Origin of the sequence: Pseudoroseomonas ludipueritiae (assembly GCF_014490445.1) — a bacterium.
Classification (GTDB): domain Bacteria; phylum Pseudomonadota; class Alphaproteobacteria; order Acetobacterales; family Acetobacteraceae; genus Pseudoroseomonas; species Pseudoroseomonas ludipueritiae.
In genome coordinates this window covers 1-11,177 of sequence record NZ_JACTUZ010000150.1, presented here as the reverse complement: position 1 = coordinate 11,177, position 11,177 = coordinate 1, and the positions used below count along the sequence as shown (strand labels likewise).

Here is an 11,177-nt window from a genome sequence, read left to right as displayed (position 1 = left end):
ACCGGCCCGGCGGAGCGGGATGGGGTGCCCTGGCGCTTCGCCGCCATCCGGCTGGACCCGCCGCGCGACGCGCTGCGCGCCGCCATTGGCGCCCGCTGGGACGGTATGGTGGCGGCGGGCGCGGTGGAGGAGGTGCGGGCGCTGCTGGCCCAGGGGCTGAACCCGGACCTGCCGGCGATGCGCGCCCATGGCGTGCCGGAGATCTCGGCAGCCCTGCGCGGGGAGATCGACATGGCGGAGGCAGGGCGCCGTGCCTGCCTCGCCATTGGGCAGTATACCAAGCGGCAGGCAACCTGGTTCCGGCACCAGCCCCTCGCGGATGTGAGCACCACGCATACGATCCATGCGCGGGTGACAGGTCTGAAGCAATTTTCAGAAAGTGAATGGGCTCGAATTATCTCTTTTATTGATCGTCACCGTTGACGGGCGCGGCGCGGGCGCGGTAACACCGCCACGCCCGCATGGCGTCCGCCATGCCAGGGGCCCAACATGTCAGGAAGCCCGTAACCGCCATGTCTTCCCAGATCCTTCCCGCCGCGCCCGACACCCAGTCCCTGACGGGTGCCGAGATCGTCCTGCGCGCGCTGAAGGAGCAGGGCGTAGAGGTTATCTTCGGCTACCCGGGCGGCGCCGTCCTTCCAATTTACGACGCCATCTTCAACCAGAACGCCATCCGCCACATCCTGGTGCGGCATGAGCAGGCGGCGGTGCATGCCGCCGAGGGCTATGCGCGCTCCACCGGCAAGGTGGGCTGCGTGCTGGTGACCTCCGGCCCCGGCGCCACCAATGCCGTGACGGGGCTGGTGGACGCGCTGCTGGACAGCATCCCCATCGTCTGCCTGACCGGGCAGGTGCCGACACATTTGATCGGCAACGACGCCTTCCAGGAAGCCGATACCACCGGCATCACCCGGCCCGCGACCAAGCACAACTACCTGGTCAAGAACATCAACAAGCTGGCCGAGACGGTGCACGAGGCCTTCTACGTGGCGCGCTCCGGCCGCCCCGGCCCGGTGGTGATCGACCTGCCGAAGGATATCCTGATCGGCAAGGGCCCCTATGCCGAGGCGCCGAAGCAGGAGCACCGTTCCTACCGCCCGCAGACGGAGCCGGACGCGGCGCAGATCCGCAAGGCGGTGTCGCTGCTGAAGCAGGCCAAGCGCCCCATCGTCTATGCCGGCGGCGGCGTCATCAACGCGGGACCCGAGGCCAGCGAGCTGCTGGCGAAGTTCGTGCGGATGGCGGGCCTGCCCTGCACCAATACGCTGATGGGCCTGGGCGCCTATCCGGCCAGCGACCCGCAGTTCCTGGGCATGCTGGGCATGCACGGCACCTACGAGGCGAATCTCGCCATGCATGGGTGCGACGTGATGTTCAACATCGGCGCCCGCTTCGATGACCGCGTGACGGGCCGGCTGAACGCCTTCGCGCCGGGCTCCATCAAGATCCACGCCGATATCGACCCTTCTTCCATCAACAAGAACGTCAAGGTCGAGGTGCCGGTGGTGGGCGACGCCGCTGCCATCCTGCGCGCCATGATCGCCGCCTGGGAGGAGATGCCCGCGCAGCAGGATCGCGAGGCGCTGGCCGGCTGGTGGCGCCAGATCGACGAATGGCGTGGCAAGAAGTGCCTGGGCTATGTCCAGGAAGGCAAGATCATCAAGCCGCAGCACGCGGTGCGCCGCCTCTATGAGTTGACCAAGGAAAGCGGGCGCGAGACCTTCATCACCACCGAGGTCGGCCAGCACCAGATGTGGGCTGCCCAGTATTTCGGCTTCGAGAAGCCGAACCGCTGGATGACCTCGGGCGGCCTCGGCACCATGGGCTATGGCCTGCCTGCGGCGATGGGCACGCAGATCGCCAACCCGGACGCGCTGGTGATCGACATCGCCGGCGAGGCCTCGATCCTGATGAACATCCAGGAGATGGCCACGCTGGCGCAGTACCGCCTGCCGGTGAAGGTCTTCATCCTGAACAACCAGTACATGGGCATGGTGCGGCAGTGGCAGGAGCTGCTGCATGGCGGCCGCTACTCGGAAAGCTACAGCGCGGCACTGCCGGATTTCGTGAAGCTGGCCGAGAGCTTCCACGGCGTCGGCATGCGAATCGAGGGCACGGACGACCTGGACCGCGTGATCCGCGAGATGATCGCCATCGACCGCCCCGTGATCGTGGATTGCGCGGTGGACGAGAAGGAAAACGTCTTCCCGATGATCCCCTCGGGCGCCGCGCATAACGAGATGCTGCTGGCGGCCGGGCAGGAAGGCGGCATTGCCGGCGTGACGGACGAGGGCAAGGTGCTGGTCTGACACTCGGCCAGCCTGATCCGCGAACCTGACCCTCCACGGAACCGAGACCATGTCCGACATGACCGACAACGCGCAGCGCGCGGCGACCATCGCCGTGCTGGTGGAGAATGAGGCCGGCGTGCTGGCGCGCGTCATCGGCCTCTTCTCCGGCCGCGGCTACAACATCGACAGCCTGACCGTGGCCCCGGTGGATGAGGCGGGGCGCCTGTCCCGCATCACCGTCGTTACCACGGGGACGGAGATGGTGATCGAGCAGATCAAGGCGCAGCTCGATCGCCTGGTGCCGGTGCACAAGGTGGCCGACCTGACGCTGGAAGGCCCGCACCTGACGCGGGAGCTGGCGCTGATCAAGGTGGTAGGCACCGGCATGGGGCGCCAGGAGGCGCTGCGGCTGGCCGATGCCTTCCGCGCCCGCGTGGTGGATGCCACCACCGAGAGCTTTGTGTTTGAGATGACGGGCAGCGGCGAGAAGCTGGATGCCTTCATCAACCTGATGCGGCCGATCGGGCTGGCGGAAGTCAGCCGGACCGGCGCCGTGGCCATCGCGCGCGGCACTGCCGCCCTGCAACCCTGAACAACCAAGCCTGAGGAGAGCGCGAGAGATGCGCGTTTACTACGACCGCGATGCGGATGTGAACCTGATCAAGGGCAAGAAGGTCGCGGTCATTGGCTTCGGCAGCCAGGGCCACGCTCATGCCATGAACATGCGCGATTCTGGCGTGACGGATGTCGTGATCGGCCTGCGCCCGGGTGGGTCCGCCAAGAAGGCCGAGGCCGCCGGCTTCAAGGTCATGTCCCCGGCCGATGCCGCCAAGTGGGCCGACCTGGTGATGGTGCTGACGCCGGACGAGGGCCAGGGCGACCTGTACCGCGACCACCTGCACGAGAACATGAAGGAAGGCGCCGCGCTGGCCTTCGCGCACGGCCTGAACGTGCACTTCAACCTGATTGAGCCGCGCGCCGATATCGACGTCTTCATGATCGCGCCGAAGGGCCCCGGCCACACCGTGCGCGGCGAGTACCAGAAGGGCGGCGGCGTGCCCTGCCTGGTGGCCGTGCACCAGAACCCCTCGGGCAATGCGCTGGAGATCGCGCTCTCCTACGCTTCCGCCGTCGGCGGCGGCCGCTCGGGCATCATCGAGACCACCTTCAAGGAAGAATGCGAGACCGACCTCTTCGGCGAGCAGGTCGTCCTCTGCGGTGGCCTCGTGGAGCTGATCAAGGCGGGCTACGAGACGCTGGTGGAAGCCGGCTACGCTCCCGAGATGGCCTATTTCGAGTGCCTGCACGAAGTGAAGCTGATCGTCGACCTCATCTATGAGGGCGGCATCGCCAACATGAACTACTCCATCTCCAACACCGCGGAGTATGGCGAGTACGTGACCGGCCCCCGCATCATCACCGCCGAGACCAAGGCCGAGATGAAGCGCGTGCTGAACGACATCCAGTCCGGCAAGTTCACCCGCGACTGGATGCTGGAGAACAAGGTCAACCAGGCCTCCTTCAAGGCCACCCGCCGCCGCCTGGCCGAGCATTCCATCGAGGAAGTCGGCACCAAGCTGCGCGGCATGATGCCCTGGATCACCAAGGGCGCCCTGGTCGACAAGGCCAAGAACTAAGCATCGGCGAGGGGCCCTTCGGGGCCCCTTTCTTGTTGCGGCCTGCCATGCCGCGGCGGGACGCAACCGAAACAATGGCGCGGCATTTTCCCTGCCACGCCGGGGTGGTCCCGGACCCTGCGGGAACAAGCCCCATGCGCCTCTACAAATGCCAGGTCTGTGGCCAGGTCCTGCACTTCGAGAACACGCGCTGCGTGAAGTGCGATTCCACCCTGGGCTATCTGCCGGAACGGAACGTGCTCTCCGCCCTGGAGGAGATCGTAGGCGAGCCCGGCCAGTTCCATGCCAAGGCCGCGCCCAATGAGCCCGTGCGCTTCTGTGACAACGCCCAGCACAATGCCTGCAACTGGCTGGTGCCGGCGGGGAGCGAGGAAGGCTTCTGCCTCGCCTGCCGCCATAACCGCACCATCCCGGACCTCTCGGACCCGGTGAACCTGGAGCGCTGGCAGAAGATCGAGGTGGCCAAGCGCCGCGCCTTCTACAGCTTCATCCGCCTGCGCCTGCCGCTGCGGACCCGCGCCGAGGACCCCGAGCACGGCCTGGCCTTCGACTTCCTGGCCGATGCGCCGGATGCCCAGCAGAAGGTCATGACCGGCCACGACAATGGTCTCATCACCCTTGCGCTGGTGGAGGCCGATGATGTGGAGCGCGCCCGCCGCCGCACCGCCATGGGCGAGCCCTACCGCACCCTGCTGGGCCATTTCCGCCACGAATCCGGCCACCATTTCTGGGACCTGCTGGTGCGGGATGGTGGAAAGCTGGAGGAATGCCGCGCCATCTTCGGCGACGACAGCCAGGACTACGGCGCCGCCTTGCAGCGGCATTACAATGAAGGCCCACCGGCGGACTGGCAGGAGCACTTCGTCAGCACCTATGCTACCGCGCATCCGTGGGAGGATTTCGCGGAAACATGGGCGCATTACCTCCATATCGTGGACACGCTGGAAATGGCCCGCGCGCTCGGGCTTGGCATTTCCCCGCGCGTGGACCGGGAAGGCGAGCTGGAGGCGGAGGTGGATTTCGACCCCTATCGTTCCACCGACATCCAGGCGGTGATGGATGCCTGGGTGCCGCTGACGGTGGCGGTGAACAGCCTCAACCGCTCCATGGGCGTGCCGGACCTATACCCCTTCGTGCTCTCGCCGGAAGTCGTGCGGAAGCTCGGCTTCATCCAGTCGCTGGTGCATGGCAGGGTGGGCGCTGGCGCCGCCTGACCGCATGGCCCTGCTGACGCGCCGCCGCCTGCTGGCGGGGGGCGTCGTCACCCTGGCCAGCGGCGCCTCGGTCGCCGCCTTCGGGCTGGTGATCGAGCCGGGGCTGTTGCTGACGGTGCGGGAATACCGGCTCTCGCTGCCTGGCTGGGGCGCGCGGCGGCCGCTGAACCTCTGCATCATCGCCGATATCCATTCCAACGAGCCCTGGATGCCGCTGGACCGCATCCGCCGCATCGTGGCCACTGCCAATGCGCTGGAGCCGGATGCGCATCTGCTGCTGGGCGATATCCCTGGCCATTTCCCCTGGGTGCGCCGCCGCCTGCCAATGCCGGAGGTGGTGGAGGCGCTTTCCGGCCTGCGGGCGCCGCTGGGGAACTTCGGCGTACTCGGCAACCACGACTGGTGGGACGACCGCGCGGTGCAGCGGGCGTGGCAGGGCGAGCCGGCGCTGCGCGGCATGCTGCGGCAGGCGGGCTTCACCATCCTGGCCAATGGCGCGGTGCGGCTGCCGCATGGGGATGGCGTCTGGCTCTGCGGCAGCGACAGCATGCTGGCCTTCCGCCGCCTCCCTGGCATGTACCGTGGCGCCGACGACCTGGGTGCCACCCTGGCGCCCATTGCCGCCGACGATGCCCCGGCCATCCTGATGGCGCATGAGCCCGACCAGTTCCCCAATGTGCCGGGGCGGGTGGCGCTGACGCTCTCGGGCCATACCCATGGCGGGCAGGTGCGGCTGGCGGGCTGGTCGCCCATCGTCGGCTCCCGCTACGGCAACCGCTATGCCTATGGGCTGGTGGAGGAGGAAGGGAAGCGGCTGATCGTCTCCGGCGGGCTGGGCTGCAGCGTCTTTCCCATCCGCTTCGGCGTGGCGCCGGAGATCGTCATGGTGCGGCTGTCCTGAGCGTTGCCAGGGCGCACGGAGCCGTCCAAGCTTCGTTCCCATGACGATCCTGGCCCCCGAAAGCTGCTATCCCCGCGACTTCCAGGGCTACGGCCCGAATCCGCCGGACCCGCAATGGCCGGGGGGCGCGAAGCTCGCCGTCTCCTTTGTGCTGAACTACGAGGAAGGTGGCGAGAACAGCGTGCTGAACGGCGATGCCGGCAGCGAGATCTATCTGAACGAGACGCCGGGCGGGAATCCGGTGCTGGGCGCGCGGGACATCGGCAAGGAAAGCCAGTTCGACTACGGCGCCCGCGCCGGCGTCTGGCGGGTGCTGCGGCTGTTCCAGCAGCGGGATTTCAGGCTGACGGTCTATGGCGTTGGCCGGGCGCTGGAACTGAACCCGGCGGTGGGTGCCGCCTTCGCGGAAGCGGGGCATGAGGTGGCCAGCCATGGCTGGCGCTGGATCAACTACCAGAATGTCGATGAGGCCACGGAGCGCGAGCATATCGCGAAATGCGTGGAGACCATCACCCGCACCGTGGGGAAGCCCCCGGTCGGCTGGTACACCGGGCGCATCAGCGAGCAGACGCGCCGCCTTGTCGCCGAGCATGGCGGCTTTCTCTACGACAGCGACGCCTATGACGACGACCTGCCTTACTACGTCGCGGTCGCCGGCAAGCCGCTGTTGGTTATTCCCTACACGCTCGACAACAACGACATGAAATACGCGGTGCCGCCTGGCTTCGCGTCCAATGACGGCTTCGAGCAGCATCTGCGCGACGCCTTCGACCTGCTGCGCGAGGAAGGCCGGACCGCGCCCAAGATGATGAGCATCGGCCTGCATTGCCGCCTGGTGGGCCGCCCCGGCCGTGCCGCCGCCCTGGCCCGCTTCCTGGACCATGTGAAATCCTGCCCGGATGTCTGGGTCGCGACGCGGGAGGAGATCGCCCGCCATTGGCTGAAGGTGCACCCGCCGCAATAAGGATCGCCGGGTTCCGCATCTCCATCGTGCGGAGCGCGCGCGGCTGCATCCCCTGGTGGCCGAGATCCGCGCCAGCGAAGGCATCACCAGCATCGAACTGCGGCGGGAGGTGATGGCGCTCTTTCTCCGGGTCGCCGTCGGCGGCAACAGCCAGGCCGGTTACGAGAAGGCGCTGGAAGGGCGCTGATGCGCATCCGCCGGCGGGGCGAAGCCACCGCCGGCGGCGCGGTTCAGGCCGCCTGCACCAGCCGCGCCGGCTGCCGGGCGCGCCGGGCCGCCATCGGCAGTTTGCGCAGCGGCTTCACCATCGCGATGGCCTCCGCGCACTGGCTGTTGCCATCCCAGGCGCAGGGGATGAAGCCGCTGCGGGCATAGAAGCCCATCGCCGGCTGGCGCGCGTTGACGCAAAGGCTGCTTGCGCCGTGCTTCTCCGCATAGGCTTCCGCCTGCCGCAGCAAGGCGGCGCCCAGGCCGGCGCCACGCCATGCCGGGTCCACCGCGATCAGGCGGAATACCGCCCGGCCATCTGGCTTCATGTCGATGCGGATGGTTCCGACCACGGTATCGCCGGCCATCAGCACGAGCGGGTGGTTGGCCGGATCGTCCTCATCCGGATGTCCCGGGTCGTAGCGGCAGGGGTAAGGACCGTCCGCCCGGTGATACAGATCAAAGATGCAGGTTTCGCGGAGCGCGTGGTACCGCTGCCGCTCGGCTTCGCTCCGCGCTGGGCGGAGCGTGATACTGGAAGGGCGCACAAGGCACCTTGTTGCCGTGACGGAGGCCGCCCTCCGGCGGCCCTTGCCGGTCCGGCCGCGCGATGGGCCGGACAGCCCCAGATTACCGCCGCGCCCAGGGCGGAAGCCATGGCGGCCTGCTGTTGTCAGAAAAGCTTCACGCTGCCAGGGTCAGCCTCCGGCGCCGGCTGCCGGGCCGATGCCAGGGCGCCAGCCAGGGAGGCGAGGAAGCGGTCACAATCGGCTTCATCTGCCCAGACATGTGGGCTGACGCGCAGCACTCCCAGCCGGTCGCTGGCATAGACCTTCTCCGCGGCCAGCGCCTCGATCAGCCCCGGCGGCATGCCGCCAGGGATGCGCAGGCCCAGGATATGCGGCGCCCTGAGCGCGTGAGGCAGCACCGGGATGCCGAGCGCCACCGCACCTTGCGCCAGCCGGTCGGTCAGTTGGCGCAGCCGCGCTTCCACCGCCGCCGTGCCCCAGGATGCCACCAGCTCCAGCCCCGTCGCAGCCATGGGCAAGGCGATGGGGTCGTTACGCTCGCCCTTGTCGTAGCGGCGGGCGCCGGGAGCGAAGCCGCCACCCGGGCGGTTGTTCTGGTTCTCCTCCAGCGGCAGGCCGGATTGGCGATGCGGCGCGGCATAAAGGAAGGCGAGGCTATAAGGCCCCAGCACCCACTTATAGGTCGGGAAGGCCAGGAAATCGGGCTTCCACCGCGCCACATCCACCGGCATGGCGCCCACCGCCTGGGTGGCATCCACCACCAGGGCCGCCCCGGCGGCATGCACGGCGGGGGCGATGCGGTCCAGGTCGATCACCGCGCCATCCGACCAGTGCAGCGGCGTCAGGCAGGCCACCGCCAGTGGCGGCGCGCCAGGGCGGGCGATGGCCTCCAGCACCGCGCGGGTCCAGTCGCCATCCTCCGGCCGGGGCACCACATCGGCCACCGCGCCGGCCTCGGCGGCCAGCCGGTCCCAGACCAGGCTGACGGAGGGGAATTCATCCTGCACCCGCAGCATGCGGCTGCCGGCGGGCAGGGGCAGGTTGCGCGCCGCCGTACCCATGCCGTGGCTGACGGCGCCGACAATGGCGACATCCTCCGCGCTGGCGCCGATCAGCCGGGCGGCGGCGGCGCGGGCACGCTCGGCCCAGTCGTTGTCGCGGCTGCGCGGGCTGGCCCAGGGCTGACTCTTGGTCAGGACGCCGGCCTCGCCGGCGGCGCGGACGCCGCGGGGCAGGGGGGAATAGGCGGCGCCGTCCAGGTAGGCGACGCCGGCGGGGATGTCGAAGAGGTGGCGTTGGCTGGGCAGGGTCATGAGCCGCAGCAGAGACCATCGTTCCGCTTTGGTCCAGATCACGATGGGCGAATTGGGGTTGCGGGGGCTGGAAGCGCTCACTATCGTTGCGTGCATGTTCGCCCCCGCGCGCCAGAACCCGCTGATGAACGGCCTGACCGCCGTCGCCAGCCTGCGCGCCCTTTCCGGCCTCCGTCTCCTTCGACTTAGCCGCCCCTGGGCGTGACGCCCGGCTGACCTGCCGGCATCGCTCAGGGGACCCCTCCCCAAAGGGGACAGCGGGGGCCATGGGCTCCGGCGCTGCGCGGCTCGTCACACGAAGGAACACGCACCATGGCCATCAATCATCCGAGCTTCGGCACCATTGCCGACAACCGCGTCATCGTCTTCGACACCACGCTGCGCGACGGTGAGCAGTCCCCCGGCTTCTCCATGAACCTGGAGGAGAAGCTGCGCATGGCCGAGGCCCTGGCTGAGCTGGGCGTCGATGTCATGGAGGCCGGCTTCCCCATCGCCAGCCAGGGCGATTTCGAAAGCGTGCAGTCCATCGCGCAGCGCTTCGCCAAGGATGGCCCGGTGGTCTGCGGCCTGTCCCGCTCCGCGCCCGGCGATATCCTGCGCGCCGCCGAGGCGGTGAAGCCCGCCGCCCGCCAGCGCATCCATACCTTCATCTCCACCTCCGACCTGCATATGCGCGTGAAGCTGCGCATGACGCCGGAGGCGGTGCTGGAAGCGGTCACCAACTCCGTCACCCTGGCGCGCAACCACGTGGCCGACGTCGAATGGTCCGCCGAGGATGGCAGCCGCACGGACCCGGATTTCCTGTGCCGCTGCGTCGAGGCCGCCATCAAGGCCGGTGCCACCACCATCAACATCCCGGACACGGTGGGCTACGCGGTGCCGGAGGATATCGCCCGCATCTTCTCCATGCTGCGGGAGCGCGTGCCGGGCGCGGATGGCGTGATCTTCTCCGCCCATAACCACGATGACCTGGGCCTGGCGGTGGCCAATACCATCGCGGCGCTGCATGCCGGCGCGCGGCAGGTGGAAGCCACCATCAACGGCATCGGCGAGCGCGCGGGCAATGCGGCGCTGGAGGAAGTGGCCATGGCGCTGCGCACGCGCCAGGACGTCATTCCCTTCTCCACCGGCATCGTCACGCAGAACATCCTGCGCACCAGCCGCCTGCTGGCCACCATCACCTCCTTCGACGTGCAGCCGAACAAGGCCATCGTCGGCCGCAACGCCTTCGCGCATGAGAGCGGCATCCACCAGGATGGCGTGCTGAAGGACAAGTCCACCTACGAGATCATGACGCCGGAAAGCGTCGGCTGGACCACCAACTCGCTGGTGATGGGCAAGCATTCCGGCCGCGCCGCCTTCCGCGACAAGCTGTCGATGCTGGGCTACACGCTGGGCGACAACCAGCTGAACGACGCCTTCCGCCGCTTCAAGGACCTGGCCGACCGCAAGAAGGTTGTCTACGACGAGGACATCGTCGCGCTGGTGGATGACGAGGTGGTCCGCATCAAGGACCGCGTGAAGCTGCTGGCCCTGACGGTCGCCACCGGCATGGGCACCCGCCCCACCGCCAGCCTGGTGCTGGAAGTGGATGGCGAGCGTTGCGACGCGGTGGCCGGCGGCGATGGCGCGGTGGACGCCACCTTCAACGCGCTGCAGCAGGTGGTGCCGCACAAGGCGGAACTGAAGCTCTACGCCGTGCAATCCGTCACCGGCGGCACCGATGCCCAGGCGCGTGTGACCGTGCGGCTGGAGGAGGAAGGCAAGCTGGTGGATGGCCAGGGCGCCGATACCGACACCATCGTGGCCTCCGCCCGCGCCTATGTGCATGCGCTGAACAAGCTGCTGGCCAAGCGTGTGCGCACCGCGCCGCCGGAGATCCTGGCCCCCGCCCAGGCCGGCTGAGCCCGGCCCTTGAGGCCATGAAAAACGGCCGGTCCCGATGGGGCCGGCCGTTTCCTGTTTCAGGCGGCCGCCCTGGGGCGGCCAGCCCGGTTCAGCGCCAGACGGGGCGGCCGAGGTTGACGGTGTTGGGGCTGGTGGCGGCGCCACCCAGGGCACCCGCCGCGCCGCCGATCAGCGCGCCCGTGCCGGCATTGCCGGACAGCGAGCCGACCGCC

11 protein-coding genes and 1 pseudogene are annotated in these 11,177 nt (G+C 68.6%); 10 read left to right on the top strand and 2 right to left on the bottom strand.

Translation table 11 applies throughout. The features are described 5' to 3' along the window. From IBL25_RS21280 to IBL25_RS27380, 8 genes and pseudogenes are all read left to right on the top strand, one after another. Window positions 1–423 (top strand): annotated as a pseudogene (locus IBL25_RS21280) (tRNA dimethylallyltransferase); the annotation flags it as partial. An 89-nt stretch (window positions 424–512) separates the two neighbouring features. Next, the gene (locus IBL25_RS21275) at window positions 513–2,309 is read left to right on the top strand and encodes an acetolactate synthase 3 large subunit (RefSeq protein ID WP_187780508.1); all 1,797 of its coding nucleotides are present in this window, start codon (window positions 513–515) and stop codon (window positions 2,307–2,309) included. A gap of 49 nt (window positions 2,310–2,358) precedes the next feature. After that, a complete protein-coding gene (ilvN, locus tag IBL25_RS21270) occupies window positions 2,359–2,883 on the top strand; it encodes an acetolactate synthase small subunit (protein WP_120638475.1) in 525 nt (174 codons plus the stop codon). A 28-nt stretch (window positions 2,884–2,911) separates the two neighbouring features. Then, on the top strand, window positions 2,912–3,928 hold the full coding sequence (gene ilvC, locus IBL25_RS21265; RefSeq protein WP_187780507.1) for a ketol-acid reductoisomerase: 1,017 nt from the start codon (window positions 2,912–2,914) through the stop codon (window positions 3,926–3,928). A 134-nt stretch (window positions 3,929–4,062) separates the two neighbouring features. Beyond that, on the top strand, window positions 4,063–5,142 hold the full coding sequence (locus IBL25_RS21260) for a zinc-binding metallopeptidase family protein (RefSeq protein WP_187780506.1): 1,080 nt from the start codon (window positions 4,063–4,065) through the stop codon (window positions 5,140–5,142). 4 nt (window positions 5,143–5,146) lie between these two features. After that, a complete protein-coding gene (locus IBL25_RS27385; protein WP_187780505.1) occupies window positions 5,147–6,043 on the top strand; it encodes a metallophosphoesterase in 897 nt (298 codons plus the stop codon). Between the two features lie 40 nt (window positions 6,044–6,083). Beyond that, window positions 6,084–7,007, top strand: a complete 924-nt coding sequence (puuE, locus tag IBL25_RS21250) for an allantoinase PuuE (protein WP_187780504.1) — start codon at window positions 6,084–6,086, stop codon at window positions 7,005–7,007. A gap of 55 nt (window positions 7,008–7,062) precedes the next feature. Then, a complete protein-coding gene (locus tag IBL25_RS27380) occupies window positions 7,063–7,194 on the top strand; it encodes a hypothetical protein (protein ID WP_275296047.1) in 132 nt (43 codons plus the stop codon). 43 nt (window positions 7,195–7,237) lie between these two features. Here IBL25_RS27380 and IBL25_RS21245 read toward each other — a convergent pair whose 3' ends face one another. Together IBL25_RS21245 and IBL25_RS21240 are read right to left on the bottom strand one after the other, a co-directional pair. Next, complete coding sequence (locus IBL25_RS21245) at window positions 7,238–7,762, bottom strand: GNAT family N-acetyltransferase (RefSeq protein ID WP_187780503.1); 525 nt, start codon at window positions 7,760–7,762, stop codon at window positions 7,238–7,240. A 125-nt stretch (window positions 7,763–7,887) separates the two neighbouring features. Then, complete coding sequence (locus tag IBL25_RS21240) at window positions 7,888–9,057, bottom strand: aminotransferase class V-fold PLP-dependent enzyme (protein ID WP_187780502.1); 1,170 nt, start codon at window positions 9,055–9,057, stop codon at window positions 7,888–7,890. On the opposite strand from IBL25_RS21240, the gene IBL25_RS21235 reads away from it, so the two are divergent. Together IBL25_RS21235 and IBL25_RS21230 are read left to right on the top strand one after the other, a co-directional pair. After that, complete coding sequence (locus tag IBL25_RS21235) at window positions 9,056–9,262, top strand: hypothetical protein (RefSeq protein WP_187780501.1); 207 nt, start codon at window positions 9,056–9,058, stop codon at window positions 9,260–9,262. The genes IBL25_RS21240 and IBL25_RS21235 overlap by 2 nt on opposite strands. A 107-nt stretch (window positions 9,263–9,369) precedes the next feature. Further along, window positions 9,370–10,962: a 2-isopropylmalate synthase gene (locus IBL25_RS21230; RefSeq protein ID WP_187780500.1), complete on the top strand. Its 1,593-nt coding sequence runs from the start codon at window positions 9,370–9,372 to the stop codon at window positions 10,960–10,962. Window positions 10,963–11,177: the final 215 nt, after the last annotated feature.

Excerpts from the sequence above, each read along its gene's own strand:
- ilvC (WP_187780507.1), top strand. The coding sequence starts at position 2,912 with ATGCGCGTTTACTACGACCGCGATGCGGATGTGAACCTGATCAAGGGC.
- IBL25_RS21275 (WP_187780508.1), top strand. The coding sequence starts at position 513 with ATGTCTTCCCAGATCCTTCCCGCCGCGCCCGACACCCAGTCCCTGACG.
- puuE (WP_187780504.1), top strand. The coding sequence starts at position 6,084 with ATGACGATCCTGGCCCCCGAAAGCTGCTATCCCCGCGACTTCCAGGGC.
- IBL25_RS21235 (WP_187780501.1), top strand. The coding sequence starts at position 9,056 with ATGAGCCGCAGCAGAGACCATCGTTCCGCTTTGGTCCAGATCACGATG.
- IBL25_RS21240 (WP_187780502.1), bottom strand. The coding sequence starts at position 9,057 with ATGACCCTGCCCAGCCAACGCCACCTCTTCGACATCCCCGCCGGCGTC.
- IBL25_RS21230 (WP_187780500.1), top strand. The coding sequence starts at position 9,370 with ATGGCCATCAATCATCCGAGCTTCGGCACCATTGCCGACAACCGCGTC.
- ilvN (WP_120638475.1), top strand. The coding sequence starts at position 2,359 with ATGTCCGACATGACCGACAACGCGCAGCGCGCGGCGACCATCGCCGTG.
- IBL25_RS27385 (WP_187780505.1), top strand. The coding sequence starts at position 5,147 with ATGGCCCTGCTGACGCGCCGCCGCCTGCTGGCGGGGGGCGTCGTCACC.
- IBL25_RS21260 (WP_187780506.1), top strand. The coding sequence starts at position 4,063 with ATGCGCCTCTACAAATGCCAGGTCTGTGGCCAGGTCCTGCACTTCGAG.